At 67.1% G+C, this 24,082-nt stretch carries 24 protein-coding genes and 2 pseudogenes; 13 read left to right on the top strand and 13 right to left on the bottom strand.

From position 1 onward, the window contains the following. Positions 1 to 117: 117 nt before the first annotated feature. Positions 118 to 1,014, bottom strand: a complete 897-nt coding sequence (cynR, locus tag CFB34_RS02355) for a transcriptional regulator CynR (protein WP_089443476.1) — start codon at positions 1,012 to 1,014, stop codon at positions 118 to 120. A 113-nt stretch (positions 1,015 to 1,127) separates the two neighbouring features. Here cynR and CFB34_RS02350 point away from each other — a divergent pair, with 113 nt between their 5' ends. From CFB34_RS02350 to CFB34_RS02320, 7 genes and pseudogenes are all read left to right on the top strand, one after another. Next, positions 1,128 to 1,787, top strand: coding sequence for a carbonic anhydrase (locus tag CFB34_RS02350; protein WP_089443475.1), 660 nt, complete (start codon positions 1,128 to 1,130; stop codon positions 1,785 to 1,787). 36 nt (positions 1,788 to 1,823) lie between these two features. Continuing rightward, positions 1,824 to 2,294, top strand: a complete 471-nt coding sequence (gene cynS, locus CFB34_RS02345) for a cyanase (RefSeq protein WP_089443474.1) — start codon at positions 1,824 to 1,826, stop codon at positions 2,292 to 2,294. A 107-nt stretch (positions 2,295 to 2,401) separates the two neighbouring features. Continuing rightward, positions 2,402 to 2,869: a nucleoside deaminase gene (locus CFB34_RS02340; protein ID WP_089443473.1), complete on the top strand. Its 468-nt coding sequence runs from the start codon at positions 2,402 to 2,404 to the stop codon at positions 2,867 to 2,869. 519 nt (positions 2,870 to 3,388) lie between these two features. Next, the gene (potA, locus tag CFB34_RS02335) at positions 3,389 to 4,489 is read left to right on the top strand and encodes a polyamine ABC transporter ATP-binding protein (RefSeq protein WP_242808629.1); all 1,101 of its coding nucleotides are present in this window, start codon (positions 3,389 to 3,391) and stop codon (positions 4,487 to 4,489) included. A 10-nt stretch (positions 4,490 to 4,499) separates the two neighbouring features. Beyond that, on the top strand, positions 4,500 to 5,486 hold the full coding sequence (locus CFB34_RS02330) for an ABC transporter permease subunit (RefSeq protein WP_089460179.1): 987 nt from the start codon (positions 4,500 to 4,502) through the stop codon (positions 5,484 to 5,486). Then, positions 5,483 to 6,324: pseudogene (locus tag CFB34_RS02325) on the top strand (ABC transporter permease subunit). The gene CFB34_RS02330 and the pseudogene CFB34_RS02325 overlap by 4 nt, the downstream one beginning before the upstream one ends. A 172-nt stretch (positions 6,325 to 6,496) precedes the next feature. Next, positions 6,497 to 6,931 carry a GNAT family N-acetyltransferase gene (locus CFB34_RS02320; RefSeq protein ID WP_089443465.1) on the top strand — a complete coding sequence of 145 codons (435 nt, stop codon included), beginning with the start codon at positions 6,497 to 6,499 and terminating at the stop codon, positions 6,929 to 6,931. Between the two features lie 146 nt (positions 6,932 to 7,077). Here CFB34_RS02320 and CFB34_RS02315 read toward each other — a convergent pair whose 3' ends face one another. The 3 genes from CFB34_RS02315 to CFB34_RS39000 all read right to left on the bottom strand — a co-directional run bounded on the left by CFB34_RS02315 (position 7,078) and on the right by CFB34_RS39000 (position 9,531). Beyond that, complete coding sequence (locus tag CFB34_RS02315; RefSeq protein ID WP_089443464.1) at positions 7,078 to 8,361, bottom strand: cystathionine gamma-synthase family protein; 1,284 nt, start codon at positions 8,359 to 8,361, stop codon at positions 7,078 to 7,080. Positions 8,362 to 8,501: 140 nt separating this feature from the next. After that, positions 8,502 to 9,392 (bottom strand): LysR family transcriptional regulator, encoded by an 891-nt coding sequence (locus CFB34_RS02310; protein ID WP_089443463.1) that lies wholly within the window; start codon positions 9,390 to 9,392, stop codon positions 8,502 to 8,504. A gap of 16 nt (positions 9,393 to 9,408) precedes the next feature. Further along, on the bottom strand, positions 9,409 to 9,531 hold the full coding sequence (locus CFB34_RS39000; protein WP_256941085.1) for a hypothetical protein: 123 nt from the start codon (positions 9,529 to 9,531) through the stop codon (positions 9,409 to 9,411). On the opposite strand from CFB34_RS39000, the gene tam reads away from it, so the two are divergent. Beyond that, positions 9,530 to 10,315 carry a trans-aconitate 2-methyltransferase gene (gene tam, locus CFB34_RS02305; RefSeq protein WP_089443462.1) on the top strand — a complete coding sequence of 262 codons (786 nt, stop codon included), beginning with the start codon at positions 9,530 to 9,532 and terminating at the stop codon, positions 10,313 to 10,315. The two genes, CFB34_RS39000 and tam, sit on opposite strands and share 2 nt — an antisense overlap. Before the next feature lie 40 nt (positions 10,316 to 10,355). Here the strand turns inward: tam and CFB34_RS02300 are convergent, their stop codons facing one another. Beyond that, complete coding sequence (locus CFB34_RS02300; RefSeq protein WP_089443461.1) at positions 10,356 to 10,946, bottom strand: GNAT family N-acetyltransferase; 591 nt, start codon at positions 10,944 to 10,946, stop codon at positions 10,356 to 10,358. A gap of 385 nt (positions 10,947 to 11,331) precedes the next feature. On the opposite strand from CFB34_RS02300, the pseudogene CFB34_RS02295 reads away from it, so the two are divergent. Then, positions 11,332 to 11,637 (top strand): annotated as a pseudogene (locus CFB34_RS02295) (hypothetical protein); the annotation flags it as partial. Positions 11,638 to 11,739: 102 nt separating this feature from the next. Here the strand turns inward: CFB34_RS02295 and CFB34_RS02290 are convergent. From CFB34_RS02290 to CFB34_RS02275, 4 genes are all read right to left on the bottom strand, one after another. Next, positions 11,740 to 14,190 (bottom strand): phospholipase C, phosphocholine-specific, encoded by a 2,451-nt coding sequence (locus CFB34_RS02290; RefSeq protein WP_089443460.1) that lies wholly within the window; start codon positions 14,188 to 14,190, stop codon positions 11,740 to 11,742. 44 nt (positions 14,191 to 14,234) lie between these two features. Then, complete coding sequence (locus tag CFB34_RS02285) at positions 14,235 to 14,372, bottom strand: hypothetical protein (protein ID WP_226239565.1); 138 nt, start codon at positions 14,370 to 14,372, stop codon at positions 14,235 to 14,237. Positions 14,373 to 14,541: 169 nt separating this feature from the next. Then, complete coding sequence (locus CFB34_RS02280) at positions 14,542 to 15,222, bottom strand: HAD family hydrolase (RefSeq protein WP_089443458.1); 681 nt, start codon at positions 15,220 to 15,222, stop codon at positions 14,542 to 14,544. A gap of 23 nt (positions 15,223 to 15,245) precedes the next feature. Then, positions 15,246 to 16,187 carry a choline ABC transporter substrate-binding protein gene (locus tag CFB34_RS02275; RefSeq protein WP_242808628.1) on the bottom strand — a complete coding sequence of 314 codons (942 nt, stop codon included), beginning with the start codon at positions 16,185 to 16,187 and terminating at the stop codon, positions 15,246 to 15,248. A gap of 271 nt (positions 16,188 to 16,458) precedes the next feature. Here CFB34_RS02275 and CFB34_RS02270 point away from each other — a divergent pair, with 271 nt between their 5' ends. The 3 genes from CFB34_RS02270 to CFB34_RS02260 all read left to right on the top strand — a co-directional run bounded on the left by CFB34_RS02270 (position 16,459) and on the right by CFB34_RS02260 (position 18,565). Continuing rightward, positions 16,459 to 17,139: an MgtC/SapB family protein gene (locus CFB34_RS02270; protein ID WP_089443456.1), complete on the top strand. Its 681-nt coding sequence runs from the start codon at positions 16,459 to 16,461 to the stop codon at positions 17,137 to 17,139. A 43-nt stretch (positions 17,140 to 17,182) separates the two neighbouring features. Further along, entirely contained in the window at positions 17,183 to 17,950 is a 768-nt protein-coding gene (locus CFB34_RS02265; protein WP_089443455.1) for a DeoR/GlpR family DNA-binding transcription regulator, read from the top strand. 291 nt (positions 17,951 to 18,241) lie between these two features. Beyond that, positions 18,242 to 18,565: a LysR family transcriptional regulator gene (locus CFB34_RS02260; protein ID WP_034188511.1), complete on the top strand. Its 324-nt coding sequence runs from the start codon at positions 18,242 to 18,244 to the stop codon at positions 18,563 to 18,565. Between the two features lie 110 nt (positions 18,566 to 18,675). On the opposite strand, the gene CFB34_RS02255 is transcribed toward CFB34_RS02260, so the two are convergent. After that, positions 18,676 to 20,022: a DUF2325 domain-containing protein gene (locus CFB34_RS02255; protein ID WP_089443454.1), complete on the bottom strand. Its 1,347-nt coding sequence runs from the start codon at positions 20,020 to 20,022 to the stop codon at positions 18,676 to 18,678. A gap of 121 nt (positions 20,023 to 20,143) precedes the next feature. Next, positions 20,144 to 20,362, bottom strand: a complete 219-nt coding sequence (locus CFB34_RS02250; protein WP_242808546.1) for a hypothetical protein — start codon at positions 20,360 to 20,362, stop codon at positions 20,144 to 20,146. A 194-nt stretch (positions 20,363 to 20,556) separates the two neighbouring features. On the opposite strand from CFB34_RS02250, the gene CFB34_RS02245 reads away from it, so the two are divergent. Then, on the top strand, positions 20,557 to 21,441 hold the full coding sequence (locus tag CFB34_RS02245) for a patatin-like phospholipase family protein (protein WP_089443453.1): 885 nt from the start codon (positions 20,557 to 20,559) through the stop codon (positions 21,439 to 21,441). A 139-nt stretch (positions 21,442 to 21,580) separates the two neighbouring features. On the opposite strand, the gene CFB34_RS02240 is transcribed toward CFB34_RS02245, so the two are convergent. Beyond that, entirely contained in the window at positions 21,581 to 23,062 is a 1,482-nt protein-coding gene (locus tag CFB34_RS02240; RefSeq protein ID WP_089443452.1) for an aldehyde dehydrogenase family protein, read from the bottom strand. A 22-nt stretch (positions 23,063 to 23,084) separates the two neighbouring features. Next, a complete protein-coding gene (gene speB, locus CFB34_RS02235) occupies positions 23,085 to 24,035 on the bottom strand; it encodes an agmatinase (RefSeq protein ID WP_089443451.1) in 951 nt (316 codons plus the stop codon). Between the last annotated feature and the right edge of the window lie 47 nt (positions 24,036 to 24,082).

Raw genomic sequence — 24,082 nt, 5'->3', positions numbered from 1 at the left:
ACAGGATAAATCGCGGGATTTTGGCGTCCGCAGCCGGCGGGAAGCGGGGCCTGGCGCGTCAGGTGCAGCCGGCGCGGACGCCCGTCAGCGTCCAGGCGTGCCCCTCGAAAGCCGGTTTCATCGCGAACGCGTGCCTTTCCCCGCCTGCTGCGCCAACGCCAGTTCGACGAACGCGCGTGCCGCCGCGCTCCGGTACGCCCCCTTGCGCTGCAGCAGCACGGCCGTACGCCGCAGCACGGCCGGATCGAGCGCGACGGCAGCGAGATCGTCGTGCCCGGTCACGATCGTCGCCGGCAGCAGCGTCGCCAGGTTCGTGCGGCGCACAGTCTCGATCACCGCCCCCAGTGAATTCGCTTCCATCAACACGCGCGGCCGCACGTCGTGCTCGCGGAAATAGCGGTCGATCTGCACGCGTGTCGCGAACTCGGCCGTGAGCAGCACGAGCGGCGCATCGTGCAGCGCGCGCAGGCCGGCCTTGCGTTTACCGGCGAGCGCATGCGTGCGGTTCACGACGAGCGCGAGCGTTTCGACCAGCAGCGTTTGCGCGTCGATATCCGCCGTCTGCACATCCTCGAACGCGATGCCGACATCGAGCTCGTCGTCGGCGAGCAGCGCCTCGATGCGCTCCTGCGACATCTCGCGCACCGACAGCGACACATCCGGGTAGCGGCCGTGAAACGCCTCGACGAGCGGCCCGACGAGATAGCTCGTGAAAGTCGGCGTGACCGCGATCCGCAGCGAGCCGCGGCTCAGGTCTTGCACGTCGTGAATCGCGCGCCGACCTTCCGCGAGATCGTGCAGCGCCTGCCGCGCATAGCGGCAATACACGTCGCCGGCGTCGGTCAGCCGCGTCACGCGCCCGGTGCGGTCGAACAACTGCGCGCCGAGCGTCTCCTCGAGCTGGCGGATCTGCTGCGACAGCGCGGGCTGCGATACATGCAGCGCGGCGGCCGCGCGCGTGAAGCTGCGGTGCTCGGCGACGGCGAGGAAGTAGTGGATATGGCGCAGCAGCATGGCGGTTCCTATAAGTCCTGCTTATCTGGAAGATCATAAATCAGTCTTTTACGTTATTGGAAGTCCGGCGTAACCTGCCCTTCATCGATTCCACCTGCACCGGAGAACACACGATGAAGGACATCATCGAAGGCTTCCTGAAGTTCCAGCGCGACGCCTATCCGGAACGTGCCGCGCTGTTCCGCGATCTCGCGCGCAGCCAGAACCCGCGGGCGCTGTTCATCTCGTGCTCGGACAGCCGGCTCGTGCCCGAACTCGTCACGCAGCGCGAACCGGGCGACCTGTTCGTGATCCGCAATGCCGGCAACATCGTGCCGTCGTACGGCCCCGAGCCGGGCGGCGTATCGGCGTCGGTCGAATACGCGGTGGCCGCGCTGCGCGTGACCGACGTCGTGATCTGCGGCCATTCCGATTGCGGCGCGATGACCGCGATCGCCACCTGCCAGTGCATGGATCACATGCCGGCCGTCGGCCACTGGCTTCGCTACGCCGATTCGGCGCGCGTCGTGAACGAGGCGCGCTCGCATCGCGGCGAACGCGAGCGGATCGACTCGATGGTGCGCGAGAACGTCGTCGCGCAGCTGGCGAACCTGAAGACGCACCCAGCCGTGCGGCTCGCGCTCGAAGAAGGGCGCCTCGCGCTGCACGGCTGGGTCTACGACATCGAATCGGGCTGCATCGACGCCTTCGACGGCGCGACCGGTCGGTTCGTCTCCCTGGCGGATCACCCCGAGGTCCGCGCCACGCCCGCGACGCTTGCCGTCGCGGCCTGAATCCGGATTGCTCCCACCCCACCACGAGGAATTGCCATGATCCAGTCCCAGCACAGCCAGACCGCCCGCCACGCGCTTGCCGAAACCATCGTGCTCGCGAAGGCGCGCACGAACCTGTCGTTCGCGCAGCTCACCGAAGGCACGGGCCTGAGCGAAGCGTTCGTGACGGCCGCGCTGCTCGGCCAGCACGCGCTGCCGGCGCACGCCGCACGCAGCGTGGCCGACAAGCTCGGCCTCGACGACGACGCGGTGCTGCTGCTGCAGATGATCCCGCTGCGCGGCAGCATCGACGATCGCGTGCCGACCGACCCGACCATTTACCGGTTCTACGAAATGCTGCAGGTGTACGGCACGACGCTGAAGGCGCTGGTCCACGAGAAGTTCGGCGACGGCATCATCAGCGCGATCAATTTCCGGCTCGACGTGAAGAAGGTCGACGATCCCGAAGGCGGTTCGCGCGCGGTGATCACGCTCGACGGCAAGTACCTGCCGACCAAGCCGTTCTGACGCCGGCGCGGCGCCGCGGCCGCGGTGCCGTGCAGGTTCCTGCCCGACGTGCGTGGGCCGCCGGCCGGCGCACGTTCCCGCCATTCCGTTTCAACGAGGACGCAGCCATGGATTTTGTGAAACGCACGATCGATCTTGCGATGAAGAACGTGGAAGAGGGCGGCCGCCCGTTCGCGACGGTGATCGTCCGCGACGGCGAGATCGTCGCGGAAAGCCCGAACCTCGTCGCGCAAACCAGCGACCCGACCGCGCACGCCGAGATCCTCGCGGTGCGCGATGCATGCCGCAAGCTCGGCACCGAGCACCTGAGCGACTGCGAGATCTACATTCTCGCGAGCCCGTGCCCGATGTGTCTCGGCTCGTTGTACTACTGCAGCCCCAAACGCGTGATCTACATCACGACGCGCGAGGACTACGCGCCGTTCTACCGCGACGATCGCAAGTATTTCGAGCTCGACACGTTCTACGCGGAATATGCGAAGCCGATCGACGAGCGCCGGTTGCCGATGGTGCAGCAGAAGCACGGCGACGCGATCAACGTCTACCGGCGCTGGAAGGAACTGAACGCGAAGTGACGTGATTCGCGCGGCGCACCGGCCGCGCGCGGCAGCCGCCCGGCTGCTCGTTTTCCCCACCCTCCGTTTCACCCGGCGGCGCCCATGCCGCCGGGCGCCCGCGCTGCCGCACGGGGCCGGCTCGTGCCCCCGTTTTCCCGCCTCGCCAAACATCGATCCCGTTCAATGTCCGGAACCGAAATCCGCGATCCAAAAGCTTTTTGACGGGTTTAAAAATTCGCACTGGAGACGACAGAAACGTGCGGAAAGCCCGATGAAAACCGATGAAATCTTCATGACAGCCAACGCGACGCCTCCGGTCGGTCGCGACTGACAGCCGCCGATTGCCGTGCGTTCCGCCACCCCTGTTTCATTGCGCCATTCGTTGCGGACGAGGAATCGCTCGATCCCTCCCCGCCAGCACCGCGCGGCCGGCCGGTTGCGCCTGACGCCTGAGATTCGCTTACCTGCCTAACACGGACCATCATGAAACGGGATTCATTCAGTACACCTGATGCGCTGCATCGCCCGGCGACGGACATGCTCAAGCCGAACGACGCCTTCGTGCGCATCGAAAACGTCGTGAAGAAATTCGGCGACAGCACCGCCGTCGACAACGTGAACCTGACGATCGCGAAGAACGAGCTGTTCGCGCTGCTCGGCAGCTCGGGCTGCGGCAAGTCGACGTTGCTGCGCATGCTCGCCGGGCTCGAGACGGCCACCTCCGGAAAGATCTTCGTCGACGGCGAGGACCTCGCATCGCTGCCGCCGTACCGCCGCCCGGTGAACATGATGTTCCAGTCGTACGCGCTGTTCCCGCACATGACGGTCGAATCGAACGTCGCGTTCGGCCTGAAGCAGGAAGGCACGCCAAAGAACGAGATCAAGGAGCGCGTGGCCGATGCGCTCGCGCTCGTGCAGATGAGCAAGTACGCGCAGCGCAAGCCGCATCAGCTGTCGGGCGGCCAGCAGCAGCGCGTCGCGCTCGCCCGCTCGCTGGTCAAGCGCCCGAAGCTGCTCTTGCTCGACGAGCCGATGTCCGCGCTCGACAAGAAGATCCGCCAGAAGACCCAGCTCGAACTCGTGAACATCATCGAGAAGGTCGACGTCACCTGCGTGATGGTCACGCACGACCAGGAAGAGGCGATGACGATGGCCAGCCGCCTCGCGGTGATGAGCGAAGGCAAGATCGTGCAGATCGGCGCGCCGGGCGAGGTATACGAGTTTCCGAACAGCCGCTTCTCGGCCGAGTTCATCGGCTCGACGAACCTGTTCGAGGGCCGGGTCGTGGAGGATGAACCCGATCACATCTTCGTCGAGAGCGACGACCTCGAAGCCCGCATGTACGTGAGCCACGGCATCACCGGCCCGCTCGGGATGCCGGTCGGCATCTCGGTGCGCCCGGAACGCATCCACGTGTCGCGCGAGAAACCGGGCTCGAAACACAACTGGGCGCGCGGCGTCGTGACCGACATCGCGTACATGGGCAGCTACTCGCTGTACCACGTGCGCCTGCCGAGCGGCAAGACGGTGGTGTCGAACCTGTCGAGCTCGCACCTGATGAACGACAACGCACCGGCGTGGAACGACGACGTGTTCGTGTCGTGGTCGCCCGCCAGCGGCGTCGTGCTGACGCAGTGAGGACGCCACGATGAGAACCTCCGCTTCCAATCCGTCCGCACCGGTGCCGACCGGCGCCGCGAGCGCCGGCGCCGGCCGTGCCCGCCCGGGCCGCCTTGCCGCGCTGTCGCGCTTCCTGCCGTCGGGCCGCAGCGTCGCGATCGGCGTGCCGTTCGTGTGGCTGGCCGTGTTCTTCGCGCTGCCGTTCGTGCTGGTGCTGAAGATCAGCTTCGCCGACCAGGTGATGGGCATCCCGCCGTACACGTCGCTCGTCGAGATCAAGGACGGCGTCGTGCACTTCGCGCTGCAGCTGTCGCACTACGCGTTCCTGCTGCAGGACGACCTGTACATCGCGACCTACCTCAGCTCGCTGAAGATGGCCGCCGTGTCGACGGTGCTGTGCCTGCTGATCGGGTACCCGATGGCGTACTACATCGCGCGCTCGGAGCCGAACCGCCGCAACGTGCTGATGATGGCCGTGATGCTGCCGTTCTGGACGTCGTTCCTGATCCGCGTGTACGCATGGATCGGCATCCTGAAGGACGATGGCCTCTTGAACCACACGCTGATCGCGCTCGGCATCATCCACACGCCGCTGCGCCTCTATCACAGCGACGCGGGTGTCTACATCGGGATGGTCTATTCGTACCTGCCGTTCATGGTGATGCCGCTGTATGCGCACCTCGTGAAGATGGACCTCACGCTGCTCGAAGCCGCGTACGACCTCGGTGCCAAGCCGTGGGTCGCGTTCACGCGGATCACACTGCCGCTGTCGAAGAACGGGATCATCGCCGGCAGCCTGCTGGTGTTCATCCCGGCAGTCGGCGAGTACGTGATTCCGGAGCTGCTCGGCGGCGCCGACACGCTGATGATCGGCCGGGTGATGTGGGATGAATTCTTCAACAACATGGACTGGCCGATGGCGTCCGCGGTGACGGTCGCGATGGTGATGCTGCTGCTGGTGCCGATGGCGCTGTTCCAGTACTACCAGGTCAAGGAACTGGGGGACGCGAAATGATCAAGCCGAGCAAACCGCTGTCGACGGGCGTCCTCGCCTTCGGCTTCCTGTTCCTGTACATCCCGATCATCAGCCTGGTCGTGTACTCGTTCAACGAGTCGAAGCTGGTGACGGTGTGGTCGGGCTTCTCGCTGAAGTGGTACTCGGCGCTGCTGGACGACGACGAGCTGCTGACCGCCGCGTGGCTGTCGCTGAAGATCGGCCTCTTGACGGCCACCGCGTCGGTCGTGATCGGCACGTGGGCGCGGGTTTCGTGCTCGCGCGCTTCGGCCGCTTCAAGGGCTTCACGCTGTACACCGGGATGATCAATGCGCCGCTGGTGATCCCGGAAGTGATCCAGGGCATCTCGCTGCTGTTGCTGTTCGTTGCGCTGGAGCAGATGTTCGGCTGGCCGAAGGGGCGCGGGATGGTGACGATCTGGATCGGCCACGTGATGCTGTGCGTGTCGTACGTGGCGATCATCGTGCAGTCGCGCGTGAAGGAGATGAACAAGTCGCTGGAAGAGGCCGCGCTCGATCTCGGTGCGACGCCGCTGAAGGTGTTCTTCGTGGTGACGCTGCCGCTGATCTCGCAGGCGCTGCTGTCGGGGTGGCTGCTGTCGTTCACGCTGTCGATCGACGACCTGGTGCTGTCGGCGTTCCTGTCAGGGCCGGGCTCGACGACGCTGCCGCTGGTGGTGTTCTCGCGCGTGCGGCTGGGGCTGAACCCGGAGATGAACGCGCTGGCGACGCTGTTCATCACGGCGGTGACGATCGGCGTGATCGTCGTGAACCGGATGATGATCGCGCGTGAGCGGCGCCGTATCGCCGACATGAAGGCGGCGTTCGCGGTGGCGTGAGCGCGGGCATCGGGCACGGGCATGAACGCGGCCGGCCACGTGATGCGTGACGACGGGTGACGAGGGCGACGGGTGAGCCGGCACGGCATGCCCGCCGTCGCGCTATAGTCGTACGAATCCCGCCCCGGGTGTTGCATGCCCGGCGGTAGCTCTCTTCGACCGAACCCGTCCCATGACAACGCAACCCGACGTTTCCATCCGGCTCACCGACACCGAACAGCCGGCCGCACACGACTTCATCAGCCGCAAGCTCGGCGAATTCAATCACGCGATGACGGGGCGCGCCGACGCGGCCACGCTCGACGTGTATGTGAGCGATCCCGCGACCGGCGAGATCATCGGCGGCCTGACCGGGCGCACGTCGCTCGGCCTCTTCTTCATCGACCTGTTCTACCTGCCCGAATCGCTGCGCGGCGGCGGATTCGGCAGCCGGCTGCTGCGCGAGGCCGAGGCGGAAGCGAAACGACGCGGCTGCGCGCGTGCGGCGCTCTACACGATCTCGTTCCAGGCACCGGATTTCTACCGGAAGCAGGGCTACGAAGCGTTCGGCGAAGTGCCGTGCGAGCCGGAAGGGACGTCACGCGTGTTCATGGTGAAGGTGCTTTGAGCCGGTTCGACCGGCTCGCGTCGCGCGGCAAGCACGCCGGCACAGCGCGAATGCCGGCAACCGGGCGCGGGCGGCGTCGCTGAATACCTGCCTGCGCCCGCCGGCTTCACCCCGCGCGAACCGCCACGGGGCGCATGCCATGCGGGTCAGCAATGCTCCAGCGCGTACGACAGGTCGGCGATCAGGTCGTCCGGATGTTCGAGCCCGACCGACACGCGAATCAACCCTTCCGACACGCCCGCCGCCGCCCGCGCGTCGGCCGGCACGCCCGAATGCGTGGTCGACGCCGGATGGCAGATCAGCGACTCCGTGCCGCCGAGACTGACCGCCGACTTGAAGAGCGTCAGGTGGTTGATGAACCGGAATGCCTGCTCGCGGCCGCCGTCGAGGATGAACGCGAACGTCGAGCCCGGCCCGCTGCACTGGCGCTGGTAGACGGCCTGATACGCCGGATCGTCGATGAGCTCGGGATGCAGCACGCGCACCGGCCGATGCGGATTGTCGGCGAGCCAGCGGGCGACGGCGCTGCCGCTGCGGGCGGCCTGCTGCATGCGCAGCACGAGCGTTTCCATCGAGCGCGTGATCATCCACGACGAATGCGGGTCGAGCTGCGAACCGAGCGTGCTGCGAACCGAGCGGATCTTCGTGATCAGCGCGCGGCTGCCCGTGACGCCGCCGGCGACGAGGTCGCTATGCCCGCCGATGTATTTCGTCAGCGAGTACACGCTCAGGTCGATGCCCTGTCGCGACGGCTTCTGGTATAGCGGCCCGAGCAGCGTGTTGTCGCAGACCGACAGCGGGCGATAGCCGTGGCGCGCTTCGAACGCGTCGATCTCGCTGCGCAGCCCGTCGAGGTCGAACAGCGCGTTGGTCGGGTTGGCGGGCGTCTCGATGTAGCACATCCGCACGTTGCCCTTTTGCGCGGCCGCTTCGAGCGCGGCGCGGATCGCGTGGGTGGACAGCCCGTCGGCGATCACTTCCGAGCGAATGCCCCACTCGGGCAGGAACTTCGAGATCAGCGTTTCGGTGCCGCCGTAAAGCGGCACGGACTGCACGACGCAGTCGCCCGGCCGCAGGAAGGTCAGCAGGATCGCGGCGATGGCCGACATGCCGCTCGACGTCACGACGGCGGCTTCGGAATCGTCGAGCAGGGCGAGGCGATCCTCGACGATTTCCAGGTTCGGGTGATTGAAGCGGCTGTAGACGAGGCCCGCGCCTTCGCCTTCCGGTGAGGGCTTGCGCCCGGCCACGACGTCGAAGAATTCGGCGCCGTCCTCGGCCGTGCGGAACGCGAACGTCGACGTGAGGAACACGGGCGGTTTCACCGATCCTTCCGACAGGAACGGATCGTAGCCGTACGACATCATCTGGGTTTCGGGATGAAGCACCCGGTCTGCAATCTTGCGCTTGTGATAGTTGCGGTAGGCCATGCAGTGCTCCGTGCGAGGGTGGTGAGGAACGGCCGTTGCAGCGGTGGCATGACGCGCGCGGCGCCGGGTAGGCACCGGCCGTTGCGACCGCGTGTGGCGATACTACCCCGAAGGCGCTGCTTCGTGACCCGACACTATCGTCAGGGTGCGGCCTGTTCGACGATCATGTCGTACAGCGCACGCGCGGCCGGCGACAATTGCGCGCTCTTGCGCGTGACGAGCACGAGCGTGCGCGACACCGCCGGCTCGACGAGCTCGATCGTGCGGATCATCGGATACGCGTTCTTCTGGATCGCGAGCTTCGGCACCACGGCCGCGCCGAGCCCTTCCGCGACGAGCCCGAGCGCCGTCGAGCTGCGCTGCACTTCGTAGAACGAATGCAGCGACACGCCGCTTGTCTTCAGCGCGCCGTCGAGCAGCCCGCGATTGCCGCTCACTTCACCGGCGAAGATCAGCGGATGCGGCTGCAGTGCGGCCCAGCGAATGCGCCGCCGCTTCGCGAGCGGATGATCGTCGCGGCACACCAGCACGTACGGATCGCTCGTCAGCGGCACGTTGACCAGTTCGGGATGCTGATCGCCCGCGATGCCGATGCCGAACTCGGCCTCGCGATGCAGCACGGCCTGCAGTACCGACGCCGATGCATGATCGAGAATCTTCACGCGATCGTGCGGCCGGTGCGCGGAGAAGGCGCGCAGGATGCGCGGCAGGTATTGCACGCCGACCGTCGGCACGCACGCGATCGTCACGTCGCCGCGCTGGCTCAGGCCGGTCTCGCGAATTTCGGTGAGCGCATCGGACAGTTCGTTCAGCAACCGGCGCGCTTGCGGCAGGAAACGCCGGCCGATTTCGGTGAGCGTGGTGCGGCGCGTGGTGCGCTCGACGAGCGCGACGCCGAGGAAGGTTTCGAGCTTGCGCAGCCGCTGCGTGATGGCTGTCTGCGTGACGTGCAGCGTGTCGGCCGCCTGCCGGAAGCTGCCGCCGTCCGCGATGGCGACGAAGGCCTGGACACCGAGCGTATCGATTTTCATCAGAAATTTGAATCAATCACGATATTAAATTCATTTTACTGAACTCGGTGACGATCGCAGAATGCGGTGCATCGACGGCCACCGGCATCCCATCCGCATGGAAGCCAAGGCCGTCCACGCCGACCAGGAGAAACGACATGGCGACCCCACTCGATCGATACGCGGCCCAGTACGTGCAATTCGAGGACGAACGCACGCGGCCGATCCGCGACCTGCTGGCCGCCGTGCCGAACACGCCGATCCATACCGCGATCGACATCGGCTGCGGGCCCGGCAATTCGACCGAGGCGCTGATCGCTCGCGCGCCGGATGCAACGGTCCACGGGATCGATGCATCGGCGGACATGATCGACGCCGCGCGCACGCGCCTGCCGGACCTGCGTTTCGACGTCGTGGATATCTCCACCTGGGACGATCCGGGCGGCTACGACCTGATTCTCGCGAATGCGGTGCTGCAATGGGTACCCGCGCACGACACGCTGTTTCCGGCACTCGTCGGCCGGCTCGCGCCGGGCGGCCATCTTGCGGTGCAGATGCCGGACAACCTCGACGAACCCGCGCACCGGCTGATGCGCGAGGTCGCCGCGGCCGGGCCGTGGTCGGACAAGCTGAAGGGGGCGGCACGTACCGAGCGGTTCGATGCCCGTTACTACCATGCGCTGCTGTCGCCGCTGTGCTCGCGGGTGGACGTATGGCGCACGACTTATTACCACCCGCTGCGCGGCGGCGCCGACGCGGTCGTGGAGTGGTTCAAGGGCAGCGCGCTGCGGCCGTTCCTCGCGGCGCTCGACGACGGCGAGCGCGCGGCGTTTCTTGCGCAGTATCGCGATGCGGTCGCCGGCCCGGGCGGCTATCCGGCGCTCGCCGACGGCACCGTGCTGCTGCCGTTCCCGCGCCTGTTCATCGTCGCGACGCGGAAGTAAGTCGGCAAGGATTCGGCCATGACGCGCGGGCGGCCGTGCGTCAGCGCACCGGCCGCACCGATTCCGGGTCGACCGTGCGGATTCGCGCGGTCTGCCCGTCGCGCAGGTCCTTGTACCAGAACAGCGCCACTTCGCCGTCATTCTCGTCGTCCGCATACAGCAGGCGATCGTGTCCGCCCAGCACGAAGCCCGAGCGGGCATACGTGCTGCACGCGGCGACGTTGTTCGACTGCGTTTCCAGCCGCATGAAGCCGAACCCGTGGCCGCGCGCCCACGATTCGGCGGTCGCCAGCAGCAACTGCCCGATGCCTTGCCGCCGGTACTGGCGGTCGACGGCCAACTCCGCGATCTCCGCCATCCCGTTCCAGCTCTGGCCGATGGCCACGAACCCGGCAAGCCGGTCGCCGGCCGTCGCACGAAAGAGCGCCGTCTTGCCGGTCGCTTCGTCCGCCCAGCCGGCCGGATCGAACCCGTAGTTCTTGCGGCGTGCAGGCAGCGCGCGCAGATCGAGCAAATCCTGATACGGCGCGTTCAACTCCCAGGCGATGTCGAACGAGAAGTCGCATCGGTCCAGCTCGTCGGCGGGCAGCCCGCTCGTCTGTTCGATGCTGATGTGCTCGGCGCGGTCCATGTGTCGGTGTCCTGTCTTCTGCGGGATGCGTGGTGGTGTCCGTGATGCGATTGCCGGCGCCATGGTATGCGCCGCATCGAGTGTGTTCGTGCTTCGATTTTTTGTGCCCGCACAATCTACCGCGCGTGAGACCGGCACAGACCGGCTGCGTCCGTGCCGGCGGAATGCGGTCAAGCGACGAACCGGACGGCCGCGCAAACGTGTGCGGGGTTCGCGCGCCGGCAGGGGCGCTCGTTCAATCGCCTGATTATGCTGGATTTCGGCGGTGGCGCCGTGCTCGCATCGCTGCGATGACGGGCGTCGCGTGTCGTGCCTTCGATCCGCATGGCCGCCGGTCGCATCTGGATGAAAGACGACAGGAACCCGAACCATTGTCTACGGCAGTCTCGGCGATACGTTCTCGAAGCTCGACGGTCGCTTCGATGGCAAGTGGCACCAAGTCGACGCCTCGGTTGACCATGCGCTGTCGAAGCGTACAGACGTGTACGCGAGCGCGGCCTGCCGAAAGGCGTTTTGCAGCAATACGATCAACGGCCGCGTGGTGCCGGTGCAGGCCGAGATCGGCTCGTCGGGGTCGTTCATCGGCAACGCGGGCGCGAACACGCCGTTCGTCACGCGGATCGGCCTGCGTCACAAGTTACGACGTTCAACACAGCCTTACGGCACGTGCGACGAGGATCGGCTCGTCTAGCGCGTGCCCCGTGGCTGGAAATGCATTCGGGCGCGACGGGGTGCGTCACGCCCGAATGCGTGTCGGCCCCATGCGGGCGGCCGACACCGGCCGGTCATCCCGTCAGATGTTGATCGTGACGGGGCCCGCGAGCGGTGTGTAGCCGTCGTCGAACAGGAACCACGCATCGTACTGCCCCGACGCCAGCGAACTGTTCGCCGTGGACGAGAACAGCAGCGAGCCGCAGCTCTTCGGCAGGTACGCCCACGATTTGTAGCTGCCCTTGGTCGGCTGCGCGCCATGCGCAAAGATGCCCACCCAGTTCTTCGGGCTGTGGCTCCACGGCGGCGCGACGTAGTCGAACCGCAACGTGCCGAACGTCGAACCCTGCGACGCGAGTGCCGCGACGAACTTCTTGCTGGTATTGCCGATCGCCGAATCCGTGAGCAGCGTGCCGGATTGCATCTGCACGCAACCGGCCACCCGGCGCAGGAAGTTCGGATCGTTCGCGTCGCGGATGCTGGCGTCATACCAGCCGCCGTCGCCGTACCACGTGACGGCCTGCGTCGCGCCGGCGGCGACGGTGACCGACTGCCGCGCGTTCATCCCGTAGGCGTTGTCGGTGAGCTGGAACGTCGTCGCGCTGGTCCCCGCCGAGTTGTCGAGCGTGATCTGCACGTTGCCGTTCGCCACGTCGTAGCACAGGCTGATTTCGGCGGTCGATCCCGTGTTGCCGGACGAACCGATGCTGCCGCGGAACGTCTGCAGGAAACCGTTCGGGCCGTAGACCGAATAGTCGTAGCCGCCGCCGCTGTTCAGCGCGAGCGAATCCGACAGGTTCGTGCACGGGCTCGAGCCGGCCGCGATCGTGTAGTGGCGGGGGATCGTGTTCGTGCCGTCGACCCACGCCTGCAGGTGCACGCCCGCGGCGCCGGTGTTGGTCATCGTCAGCGCGAGCGCGCGGCCGGCGCGGTTGACCTTGCCTTGCACGAAGAACTCGTAGGGCAGGCGGCAGGCCGTGCTGCGGCCGGTGGCCTGCGCCGGCACCGCGGTGGTGGTCGGATAGGGGATCAGGACGGCCGGGCCGTTCGGGTTCATGTTGCTCACCGGCGGCTGGATTGCGGGAACGGTCTGGTCGGCGTTCGAGAAATCGAAGGCCGACGTCAGGTCGCCGCACACCGTGCGCCGCCACGGCGTGATGTTGGTTTCCTGCAGCCCGAAGCGCGCTTCCAGGAAGCGGATCACCGAGGTGTGATCGAACACCTGCGAGTTGACCTTGCCGCCCTTCGACCACGGCGAGATCACGAACATCGGCACGCGCGGGCCGAGCCCGATCGGCACGTCGCCGCTGGCCGAGCCGTCCGATGCGGCGCCGCTGCTCGCGACGAATTCGGCGGCCGTCGAGACCGTCGACTGCCCGGTGCCCGCAGCGGCGCTGGCCGGGACGGCCGGCGGCATGTGATCGAACAGCCCGTCGTTCTCGTCGTACATGACGAGCAGCACCGTGCTGGCCCATACCGCCGGATTCGACGTCAGCGCATTGAGGACGTTGCTCACGTACCATTCGCCGCCGCTCGCGGCCCACGACGGATGTTCGCAGTACGCGTACGGGGCGGCGATCCACGACACCTGCGGCAACGTGCCGTTGGCGACGTCGGCCCGCAGCTGGCTGAAGAGGTTCGTGTCGTATTCCTTGCCGCCGCCTGACGGGTCGATCTGCGTGCCGTTGAGCGCCGGCGCGAGCGGATCGCTCGCACCAAGGTTCTGGTACTGCTTGAAGTTCAGGATGACGTTGTCGCCGTAATTGCCGTTCCACCAGAGATCGCTTTTCGAGCCGTTGTATTCGCCGTAGCCATGGCCGGCATCCAGCCCGTTGCCCTTGTCCTGGTAGAACTTCCACGTGACGCCGGCCGTGTTCAGGCGCTCCGGCATCGTGGTCCAGCCGGTGCCGGTCATCGTGTTGGTCGTGTACGGCGAATAGCCGGGGACGTTGCCGCAGCAACCGGTCCACAGATACAGGCGGTTCGGGTCCGTCGGGCCGAGCATCGAGCAGTGGTACGCGTCGCACACCGTGAACGCGCTCGCCAGCGCGTAGTAGAACGGAATGTCGTTCTGCGTGAAGTAGTACATCGTGCCGCTGGTCTTCGCGGCGGTCCAGTTGTCGTAGCGGCCGTTGTTCCAGGCGCTGTGCGTGGTGCCCCAATCGTGAGGGAGGTCGCCGTAATAGGTGTCGCCGTTCGCCGTGCCGGAGGGCGAGGACGGGTTGAACGGGAACACGTAGGACAGCATCCAGGGTTGCCGCCACACCGGATAGCCGCTCGAAATCACGACCGGCCGCGGATCGCCGAAGCCTCGCGCACCGCCCAGCGTGCCGAGGTAGTGGTCGAACGAGCGGTTTTCCTGCATCAGGATCACGACGTGCTTCACGTCCTGGATCGTGCCGGTCACGGTGGCCGCCGGAATGGCCTGCGCGCGGGCGATGCTTTCGGGCAGCATGCCCGTGATCGCGGTGGCGCCGGCGAGCTTCAGCGCATCGGCGATGAATTGACGTCGTGTTGTGGGTTTGTTTTGCATGATCGCTCTCTGTCTTGGATGACGGGCTTTGCGGCCGGCGTCGGTCAGTGGCACGCGCTCGCGCAGTGCAGGACGGGCGTGGACGCCGAGCCCGGTGCGGCCGCGCGCGCGGCCGCCACGCTGGCTGGCGTGCCCGAGTCGCCGTCGCCGCAAGCGGCCAGCGTGCACAGGAGTGCGATCATGAAAACGCCGCGCCAGTGCGGAAAGCGGCTTTCCGGCTGGCGCGCGTTGACGGCAGGTTTTCGATCCGATTCGAGTCGGATTCCTGAATGATCGAGACTGTTGCTGCGTGCTCCGTATTTCATTACCCCTCCAGACATGAAAAATGGACAGCAGAGGATATCGCCCGAATCAGAACAACTTCATGACAGGCCACCCGCGCGTGCCTGCCACGTGCAACAGCTTCGAGTCGGGATTGGTGGCGACCGGATGCGTGACGTAGTCCAGCAGCGGCACGTCGTTGATCGAATCCGAGTAGAAGTAGGTGCGTTCGAAATCGGACGGCGCGTAGCCGAGTGACGCCAGCCACGCGGTGGTGCGCACGATCTTGCCTTCGCGGAAGCTCGGCACGCCCGTGCTGCGCCCGGTGAACGCACCGCCCGGCGTGCCGTCGTCGGTATCGAGCTCGATGCCGAGCAGGTGCTCTATGCCGAATTCCGCCGCGATCGGCTGCGTGACGAACACGTTGGTCGCCGTCACGATGCAGCAGAGATCGCCGTTCTCGCGATGCCGGTCAACCAGCTCGCGCGCCTGCGACGTGATCGCCGGGCGGATCACCTCGTCCATGAACTGCGCATGCCAGCGTTCGAGCACCTTGCGCGGATAGCGGGTGAGCGGCGCGAGCGTCACGGCGAGGTACGCGTCCATGTCGAGCGTGCCCGCCGCATAGTGAGCGTAGTGCTCGTCGATCAGCGCCACGTGTGCGTCGTCTTCCCGCCAGCCGACCCGCGTGATGAAGCGGCTCCAGGCCTGGTCGCTGTCGAGCGGCAGCAGCGTGTGGTCGAGGTCGAACAGCGCGAGATTCTTGTGCATGGAGGGTTCCTTGTGTTGCGGGGTCATGTGCCGATGCGCTTCTCGATCGCGTCCTTCGCGCGCTTGCCGTCGATGGTCGTGACGCCGTCGAGCCACTTCGACAGCACGCCGGGGTTCTTCTTCACCCATTCCTTTGCCACGGCGACCGGATCGGCGTGATTCATGATCGGCACCATCAACTGGTTCTCTTCGTCGGTCGTGAACTTCAGGTTGGTCAGCAGCCGGCCGACGTTCGGGCAGCGTTCGAGATAGCCGGGCGTGACGAGCGTATAGACCTTCGCGGAGCCGTAGTTCGGGCCGAATACGGTGTCGCCGCCGTCGAGATAGGCGATCTTGAAGTTGATGTTCATCGGATGCGGCTCCCACGCGAGGAACACGATCATCCGGTGCTCCTGCACCGCGCGCGTGACCTGCACGAGCATCCCGGCCTCGCTCGATTCGACCAGCTTGAAGCCGCCGAGCCCGAACTCGTTCTTGTCGATCATCCGCTGCACCAGCGCGTTGCCGTTGTTGCCGGCGCCGATCCCGTAGATCTTGCCGTCGAGCTGGTCGCGGAATTTGGCAATGTCGGCAAAGCTCTTGAGGCCCTTGTCCGACGCGTATTGCGGCACGGCCAGCGTGTAGCGCGCGCCGATCAGGTTCGGCTGCGGCAACTGGTGGACGGCACCGGCGTCGACGAACGGCTTCACCGTGGGCGTCATGCTCGGATCCCAGTAGCCGAGGAACGCGTCGATCTGCGCCTTCTTCACGCCGGCCAGCACGATCGGCGGCGACGCGATCGTTTTAGTCGCCTCATAGCCGAGCCCGTCGAGCAGCATCATCGCGACCCCGGTGGTGGCGGCGATGTCGCTCCAGCCGACATCGCCGAGCGTCACCTTCTTGCAGACGTCGCCTTCCGACGCGTGAGCGGGGGCCGTCGCCAGCGCCGTCAGCAGTGTGGCGGCCAGCATCCATGCCTTCTTCATCATGTGGGTCTCCTAAGCAAGTGTTCCGGATCGTGTTGCCTGAATGGTCTGACGATTGATCGTGCTGATCGGATGAAACAAACGAACCTAGGTCTGGCTTTGTAGTTTTGCGTACCGTATATTAGAAAGCACAAAATCGCAAGATCGCACAAAAATACAACTTGCCGGTTGCCGGGGTTGGCCACGGGCGGGCGAGGGCAGGAAGAATCGGGCGACGGCCCAGGCGGGCCGTGCTTCATCAGGCAGACCAGGCAAAGCAAGGAGACCTCGCATGATCAGTCAGCTGGAAATCGTGTCCCGCCTGTTGCTGGCGGCATTGCTCGGCAGCATCGTCGGCATCGAGCGCGAGCGCCTGTCGTGGGCGGCCGGATTGCGCACGCACATGCTGGTGGCGGTGGGCGCCGCGCTCGTGATGGTCGTGTCGGCGTTCGGTTTCGCGGATATCCAGGACGCGAAGAACGTGTCGCTGGACCCGTCGCGCGTCGCCGCGCAGGTGGTGTCGGGCATCGGCTTCCTCGGCGCAGGTTCGATCATGCTGCGCGGCGAGATCATCCGCGGCCTGACGACCGCGGCGAGCCTGTGGGTCGTGGCGGCGGTCGGGCTCGCGGTGGGCGGCGGCATGTACGTGGCCGCGATCGCCGCGACGGCGATCGTGCTCGCGATCCTGGCCGGCCTGAAGCCGATCGAGAAGCGCTTCTTCGCCGCGCGGCAGCGCTGGGGCGTGCGCATCCTCGCGAGCCGCGGCGCGGTGAAGCTGACGTCGCTGCAGGCGATGCCCGGCATCGACCAGGCGCGCATCGTCCAGTTCATCATCGAGCAGGACGACGCCGAGCCGGACGACGACCGCATCCACGTGGTGTTTTCAAAGATGACGAGCCGCGAGTTCCAGGCGGTCCGTCAATCCCTGCAGACCCTCGTCGGCATCAAAAAGATGGAGGAGAGCGCTGCGTAGTCCGCCGTTCGAATAACATTGACGCTCATTCCGAGGACATTCCATGTGGCAAGAAGAGCGATACCAGAGGATCCGGCTTCTGTTATCGAAGATGCAGCGCGTGTCGACCGACCGGATCATGGCCGACCTGAACGTGTCGCGGGAAACCGTGAGGCGCGATCTCGTCGATCTCGAGGCGCTCGGTGAACTGAAGCGCGTACACGGCGGCGCGGTGCAGGTGGGCGACGAAGCGCCGATCGCCGAGCGCGCGCAGACGCACGTGAAGGCGAAGCTGGCGATTGCCCGCGCGGCGGCCAGGCTGGTCGCGGGCTCGCAGACGCTGTTCATCGATGCGGGCACGACCACGACGCTGCTGGCCGAGGAACTGGCGAAGCTGTCGGGTCTCACGATCGTCACGAACTCGATCGACGTCGCGCTGAAGATGCGGTCGAGCGACCCGGCGCAGGCGAGGAACGAAACGATCCTGCTCGGCGGGATGATCGGCAGCCGCGCGGCCGCGACCGTTGGCGACGGCACGGTTGCCGAGATCTTCCGCTACCGCGCCGATCTCGCGCTGCTGTCGCCGGTGGGCGTCGATGCGGTGCGCGGTGCGACCAACTACGACCGGATGGAAACCGAAGTGGCGCGTGCGATGGTCAGCAACGCGGCGGACGTCGCGATCCTGGCCGATTTCAGCAAGCTCGGCACGAACAGCCGGATCAGTTTCTGCGAGCCGGCGCGGATCGGCGCGCTGGTGACGGATGCGAAGGCGGAATCGGTCGACAGCTTCAAGGGCCTCAAGAAGGTCATCAAGCGCATCGTGCTGGCGTAGCGCCACGCGCCGAGGGGCACGATCGGCGGTCGTTATGCCGCCCATGCGGCGCACCTTCTGTCGGCTGGCTTTTTAGCGGCGTAATACATCCGCCAATACAACGCAGGCCCGCCCAGCGGCGCACCGCTACTGTACTCGGGCGCCGACCTCCTGCCCGCGCCGCGCCACGTGAAGCGGCTGGCCGGCGCCGGCGCGCGCCGCACCAGCCATCGTGTATGCTTGCCCGCATCGTTCAAAGGGCAGGACAACATGAAGACACCGGCACACCCCAAGCCTGAGGTGCGGTTCAGGATGCGTATCCAGCAAGCCGACACGATCGCGCTCGGGCCGGGCAAGGTCGCGCTGCTCGAAGCCGTGCGCGAGCATGGTTCGATTTCGGCGGCGGCGCGCAGCCTGAAGATGTCGTACCGGCGTGCGTGGTTGCTGATGGACGAGCTGAACCGCTCGCTGAAATCGCCGGCGACGGTGTCCGAACATGGCGGGCAGAGCGGCGGCGGCAGTGTGCTTACGCCGGTCGGCGAGGAGATCATCCGGCTTTATCGCGGGATCGAGGCGCGCGCTTACGCGGCGTGTGCCGACGACATCGCCGCGCTCACGAAAATGGTCCGGCGCTGAAGGGCGTGCTGAACGTGTGTGTTCCCGCAGAGCGTCTGCAGGCTGACGACGGGCTTTCACTGGCGCCCTGAGGGGCAGCGCGCAACGCCTGCCGCGAAACGAACCTGACCTTAGCCGTGCCGCAGGCAAAAGCGCGACGCGTCGCCCGTGGCGGCATCCGGCGCCATCCCGTCGCGCGCCTGCGCATCGAGCCGCCCGATCAGCTCGACGAAACTGGCGACGCTCGCCGTGCGCAGCGGGTGGTACGCGATGTGGTGGCGTTCGCAGATGCGCTTGAGCAGGTTCATCGAATCGTGGTCGATACAGTCGACCGGGAACACGACCATCCGCGCGCCCGGTAGCGCCGCCGCCAGCAGGCCCTTGCGATCCTCGATGCCGCCGTCGTGCAGCGTCACTTCGCCGCCCGCCGTTTCGACGATCCGCTTGATCGCGCGGTTCGAGCCCGGCCGCCCGCCGACGTACACCAGGCGCGTACCCTGAAGGACCGACAGCGGATCGGCCGCGCGTTCGGCCGGATCGCCTGCTGACGCCTGCACCGCCTGTTCGATCGCGCTCGCTTCGGCGCGCAGCGTCTTCACCATCGCCATCAGTTCGTCGAGCCGCGCGCGCATCGCGCGGGCGCTCGCCTGTTCCGCGGCGATCCGCTGCTCGGCGGCCTCGCGGCGGCTCGTGTGCAGCGCGAGCCGTTCGTCGCGCGCGGCCAGCGCTTCGCGCAGTTCGTGGACTTCGGCGCGCAAGACGCTTTCCGCCGCCAGCGGCTGCGCGTTCTGGCGCGCGGCGAGGGCATCGCGTTCCTGCAGCGCCGCGTCGCGCTGCGCGCTCATTTCGTGCAGGCGCACCTGCTGCCGTTCGATCTTCGCGTGCAGCGCCGCATTCTCATCCTCCAGCGCGACCAGCCGCCGGATATCCGCACGATTGGCCGCGCCGACCAGGTGCGACAGCATGTGCAGGTCGCCGAACGCGGCCTGGCGCACGCCCATCGTCGTGCGCGGATGCGTCATCAGCGCCCAGTACGCGGGTGGAACGTCGCCGCGCTTCAGCGCTTCCTTCCAGCGCGCGAGGAGTTCATCCGCATCCTTCGCGCTGTCGAACGCGCGGATCGTGCCGGCGTAGCGCTCGTCGAGCGCCTTGTGCAACGCCCTCGCGCCGGCCGTGCCGTCGATGGCGAGTTCGACGGCCGCGTGATGGATCTCGAGGTCGGTCGCGCGCTGGCGATCGAGGTCGGTGAACTTCGGCACGAGCTTGCGCAGTTCGTGCGTGGTCAGGCAGGTGCCGATGATCGAGCAGTGCAGGTTCGCATCGAGTTCGGACAGGCGTGCGCGGCGCTTCAGCTCGGTCGGTTGCGCGCGCGACGGCGCACAGCATGCGTCGATCCGCGTGCCGGTTGCCGCGGGCAGGGTACCGCCGGGCGACGAAAGATCCGCCGTGCGGGCAAGGCGAAAAGGCGGAGCGTGCATGTTGACCTCTGTCCGGCCTGGTCGGGCCGGAGACGGATGCGCGAAAGATTCGCGAAATATACCACGGAATATAACGCATGAAATTCCGGGGAAATCACGGAGCGAAGGCCGCGCGGCGCGGTCAGCAGAGCGCGGTCGAATGGTCGGTGAGCGGCAGTGCGGCAGGGGCGGGGGCTGGGGTTGGGGCCGGCGCTTCGGGCGAAACGGGGAACGATGCCGTCGCGTGACGTGCCATCACGTACTCGACACACAGCACGACGAACAGCACGTCGACGCGCTCCAGCGCGGCGACCGCGTCGCGCATCGCGGCCGGATCGTTGCTGAACGAGCCGGAAAACACGTCGTCGCGCGTGCGCCTGATGCCGCCGCGTGACCGCCGCCGGCAGCACGCTGGTCCGGGCGCCGGCCGTTTCGTCCATCGTCGGCCGACCGGCTGGATCCACGTGCCGGCAGGGTTTTCAGCAGGACATCCGGAGCGCCGCACGATCCATCATGGCGAATCCACTATCGCAGCCAACCGCAGGAGGGCGCACCGTGACGTCCGATTCCATTCCCTCGACCGCCTTCGTGTTCGCCGGCGGCGGCAGCCTGGGTGCGATCGAGGTCGGCATGCTCCGCGAGCTGGTCGCGAGCGGCGAACGGCCCGATTGCGTGATCGGCGCGTCGGCGGGCGCGATCAACGCCGCCTATTTCGCCGGCCGGCCGGACGCGGACGGCATCGCGATGCTTGAAGCGCTGTGGTGCAGGATCCGCCGCCAGGACGTGATGCCGTTCTCGATGCGCAGCCTCATCGCGATGCTGCTGCGCAACCGGCCGCATCTGGTCGAGGCCGACGCGCTGCGCCTGTTGCTGGAAAAGAACCTGCCGTACCGCCGGATCGAGCAGGCCGCGTTGCCGCTCCACATCGTCGCGACCGACGTGCTGAGTGGCCGCGAAGTCGTGCTGTCGGCCGGCCCGGTCGTGGATGCGGTGCAGGCCAGCGCGGCGATTCCCGGTGTGTTTCCGTCGGTCAGCATCGACGGGGTGGAACTCGTCGACGGCGGCGTCGCGAACAATACGCCGATCTCGGTTGCGATCGCGCTCGGCGCCAAGCGGATCATCGTGCTGCCGGCCGGGTTCGCCTGTGCGTTGCGCGTCCCGCCGCGCAGCCCGATCGCGCATGCGACGCACGCGCTGACGCTCGTGATCGCGCGGCAACTGGTGCGCGATCTGGAGCTATACGGAGCCCGCGCGCACATCCATGTCGTGCCGCCGCTCTGTCCGCTCGAGGTGTCGTCCTATGACTATTCGCAGTGCGCACAATTGATCGACAAGGCCGCGGAACGCACCCGCGCGTGGATCGAGGAGGGTGGGCTCGCGGTGTGTGCGATTCCGGGCCAGCTGCGCGAGCACGATCATGCTGCGGTGCATTCGCATTGATCGTTGCTCGCGCACCGTGCAGCCGCAGGGCCGACGAACGCCGGCTATCGTGCCGCCCGGGCCTCTTGTCGAAAATCGGTAAAAAAACGGCACCGTGCCGCGAGACACGGTGCCGCCAACGGCCTCGAAGGCCCACGGGTCAGTCGATCGCGCGCATCGCGTGGCGCAGCTCCTGATAGCTGCGCAGCCCCGCCACGCCGAGTTCGCGCCCGATCCCGCTGAGCCCGAACCCGCCCCAGCACACGTGCGGGTAGATGAGCTGCGGTGCGTTGATCCACACGAGCCCCGCGCGCACACGCTGCTGGAATTGCTTCGCGATCGCCGCATCGCGCGTCACGACGGTCGCGACGAGCCCGTAGCGCGTGTCGTTCGCGAGCGCGATCGCTTCGTCGTCGGTGCGGAACGATTTCACGCACGCGACGGGGCCGAACACTTCGTCGGTCCACAGCGGGTTGTCGGCCGCCGGCTCGGCGATCACGACGGGCGCCATGAAGAAGCCGTCGCCGCCGGCATCCGCCACGCGGCCGCTGAAGGCGACGCGTGCGCCCGCCTCGATGCCGTGCTGGAGCATCGCTTCGACGCGCGTACGGTGCGCGGCAGAGATCAGCGGCCCCATCGCGACGTGTTCTGCAGCAGGCGGCGCGACGACGAGTGCGCGCACGGCGGTCTCGAACGCGGCCATGAAGCTGCGGTACACGCTGTCGTGCACGAGGATGCGCGCGGTGGCCGAGCACATCTGGCCCGCGTTCGTGAAGGCGCCCGCGACCGCGAGCGACACGGCGACGTCGAGGTCGGCGTCGTCGCGCACGATCAGCGACGACTTGCCGCCGAGTTCGAGCGTCACGCGCTTCATGTCGACGGCGGCGGCCTGCATGACCTTGCGGCCGGCCGCGGTGCTGCCGGTAAACGAGAGCTTGTCGATCAGCGGATGCGCGGTCAGCGCCGCGCCGACGTCGGCGCCGCCGTTCACGACGTTGACGACGCCGGCCGGCACGCCGGCTTCGGCGACGAGGTCGAGCAGCGCGTGTTCGGTCGGCGACGTGAGTTCGGACGGCTTCAGCACGACCGCACAGCCGGCGGCGAGCGCGGGCGCGAGCTTCCATGCGGTCGTGACCATCGGGAAGTTCCACGGCATGACGAGCGCCGCGACGCCGACGGAGTCGTAGAAGCGCTCGGCGGTGACGGCGTCGCTCGGCAGTGTGACCGATTCGGCCGCGAACAGCGCCGGGTCCTCGCACAGCTTCGCGTAATACGCGAACGTCGCGGCGACGTCGCCGACGTCGGCATCGGCTTCGAACGGCGGCTTGCCGCTCACCTGCATCTGCAGCGCGGCCAGGCGATCGCGGGATGCTTCGACGCGTTCGGCGATCTTGGCGAGAATCCGGCCGCGCTCGGCGGGCGGCGTATCGCGCCAGCCGGCGAACGCGTCGCGCGCGGCGCGCACTGCCGCGTCGACGTGCGCAGTCGTCGCGAATGCCTGCCAGCCGATCGCGGCACCGGTCGACGCGTCGAAGATCGGCGCGCCGGGCGCGTCGGCAGGCGTGCGCACGGGCTGGCCGGCGATGTGCGCCGCGGGCAGCACGAACGTGGCGGTGGAACGGGAAAGCTCGGCGGTGGACATGAGGGGCATCCTGTCGGTCGGGTTAGCGGTAGACGACGCCCGGCATCACGCAGAGCATCTCGTACGCGAGGTTCGCGCCGGTGAGCGCGGTGGTGCCGGTCGGATCGTACGGCGGCGCGACTTCGACGAGGTCCGCGCCGACGATGTTCAGGCCCTTCATCCCGCGCACGATTTCGAGGCCCTGCTGCACGGTGAGGCCGCCGATTTCGGGCGTGCCGGTGCCGGGCGCGAACGACGGATCGAGGCCATCGATGTCGAAGCTCAGGTAGACGGGCGTGTCGCCGACACGTTCGCGCACCTGCGCCATCAGCGGCGCGAGCGACTTGTTCCAGCACTCTTCCGCCTGCACGACGGTGAAGCCCTGCTGGCGGCACCAGTCGAAATCGTCCGCGTGGTAGCCGGTGCCGCGCAGGCCGATCTGCGTGACCTTGTCGCATTGCAGCAGCCCGTCTTCCACCGCGCGGCGGAACGGCGTGCCGTGCGCGATCTTCTCGCCGAACATCGTGTCGTTCACGTCCGCGTGCGCGTCGACGTGCACGACGGCGACCTTGCCGTACTTTTTATGCAGCGCGCGCAGGATCGGCCACGCGATCGTGTGGTCGCCGCCGAGCGTGATCGGCCGGCAGCCGTTCGCGACGATCGCGTCGTACGCCTCCTCGATGCGGCGCACCGAGTCCTTCAGGTCGTACGGGTTGGTCGCGACGTCGCCGATGTCGGCCACCTGAAGCGAGTCGAACGGCGCCGCGCGCGTGGCCATGTTGTACGGGCGCAGCAGCACGGATTCGGTGCGGATCTGGCGCGGGCCGAAGCGCGAGCCCGAGCGGTTCGACGTGCCGAGGTCGAGCGGCACGCCGACGAAGCACACGTCGAGGCCGTCGGTCGTCGCGGCTTGCGGCAGCCGCATCATCGTGGCGATGCCGCCAAAGCGCGGCATCTCGTTGCCGCCCATCGGTTGATTCAGTTCGCGGGGCATGGGCCGTCTCCTTTTTTGTGAGGTCGAGCGATCGGCCGATGGTAGAG

The organism is Burkholderia sp. HI4860 (assembly GCF_002223045.2).
In the GTDB taxonomy this organism is placed as follows: Bacteria; Pseudomonadota; Gammaproteobacteria; order Burkholderiales; family Burkholderiaceae; genus Burkholderia.
This window is presented reverse-complemented; position numbering and strand designations above follow the sequence as displayed.

What these genes read in the sequence shown, in the direction of transcription:
- cynR (WP_089443476.1), bottom strand. Translation starts at nt 1,014, where the DNA reads ATGCTGCTGCGCCATATCCACTACTTCCTCGCCGTCGCCGAGCACCGC.
- CFB34_RS02320 (WP_089443465.1), top strand. Translation starts at nt 6,497, where the DNA reads ATGACAACGCAACCCGACGTTTCCATCCGGCTCACCGACACCGAACAG.
- CFB34_RS02315 (WP_089443464.1), bottom strand. Translation starts at nt 8,361, where the DNA reads ATGGCCTACCGCAACTATCACAAGCGCAAGATTGCAGACCGGGTGCTT.
- CFB34_RS02265 (WP_089443455.1), top strand. Translation starts at nt 17,183, where the DNA reads ATGTGGCAAGAAGAGCGATACCAGAGGATCCGGCTTCTGTTATCGAAG.
- CFB34_RS02340 (WP_089443473.1), top strand. Translation starts at nt 2,402, where the DNA reads ATGGATTTTGTGAAACGCACGATCGATCTTGCGATGAAGAACGTGGAA.
- tam (WP_089443462.1), top strand. Translation starts at nt 9,530, where the DNA reads ATGGCGACCCCACTCGATCGATACGCGGCCCAGTACGTGCAATTCGAG.
- CFB34_RS02275 (WP_242808628.1), bottom strand. Translation starts at nt 16,187, where the DNA reads ATGAAGAAGGCATGGATGCTGGCCGCCACACTGCTGACGGCGCTGGCG.
- CFB34_RS02300 (WP_089443461.1), bottom strand. Translation starts at nt 10,946, where the DNA reads ATGGACCGCGCCGAGCACATCAGCATCGAACAGACGAGCGGGCTGCCC.
- speB (WP_089443451.1), bottom strand. Translation starts at nt 24,035, where the DNA reads ATGCCCCGCGAACTGAATCAACCGATGGGCGGCAACGAGATGCCGCGC.
- CFB34_RS02270 (WP_089443456.1), top strand. Translation starts at nt 16,459, where the DNA reads ATGATCAGTCAGCTGGAAATCGTGTCCCGCCTGTTGCTGGCGGCATTG.
- CFB34_RS02330 (WP_089460179.1), top strand. Translation starts at nt 4,500, where the DNA reads ATGAGAACCTCCGCTTCCAATCCGTCCGCACCGGTGCCGACCGGCGCC.
- CFB34_RS02255 (WP_089443454.1), bottom strand. Translation starts at nt 20,022, where the DNA reads ATGCACGCTCCGCCTTTTCGCCTTGCCCGCACGGCGGATCTTTCGTCG.
- potA (WP_242808629.1), top strand. Translation starts at nt 3,389, where the DNA reads ATGCTCAAGCCGAACGACGCCTTCGTGCGCATCGAAAACGTCGTGAAG.
- CFB34_RS02350 (WP_089443475.1), top strand. Translation starts at nt 1,128, where the DNA reads ATGAAGGACATCATCGAAGGCTTCCTGAAGTTCCAGCGCGACGCCTAT.
- CFB34_RS02290 (WP_089443460.1), bottom strand. Translation starts at nt 14,190, where the DNA reads ATGCAAAACAAACCCACAACACGACGTCAATTCATCGCCGATGCGCTG.
- CFB34_RS02260 (WP_034188511.1), top strand. Translation starts at nt 18,242, where the DNA reads ATGCGTATCCAGCAAGCCGACACGATCGCGCTCGGGCCGGGCAAGGTC.
- CFB34_RS02280 (WP_089443458.1), bottom strand. Translation starts at nt 15,222, where the DNA reads ATGCACAAGAATCTCGCGCTGTTCGACCTCGACCACACGCTGCTGCCG.
- cynS (WP_089443474.1), top strand. Translation starts at nt 1,824, where the DNA reads ATGATCCAGTCCCAGCACAGCCAGACCGCCCGCCACGCGCTTGCCGAA.
- CFB34_RS39000 (WP_256941085.1), bottom strand. Translation starts at nt 9,531, where the DNA reads ATGTCGTTTCTCCTGGTCGGCGTGGACGGCCTTGGCTTCCATGCGGAT.
- CFB34_RS02310 (WP_089443463.1), bottom strand. Translation starts at nt 9,392, where the DNA reads ATGAAAATCGATACGCTCGGTGTCCAGGCCTTCGTCGCCATCGCGGAC.
- CFB34_RS02285 (WP_226239565.1), bottom strand. Translation starts at nt 14,372, where the DNA reads ATGATCGCACTCCTGTGCACGCTGGCCGCTTGCGGCGACGGCGACTCG.
- CFB34_RS02240 (WP_089443452.1), bottom strand. Translation starts at nt 23,062, where the DNA reads ATGTCCACCGCCGAGCTTTCCCGTTCCACCGCCACGTTCGTGCTGCCC.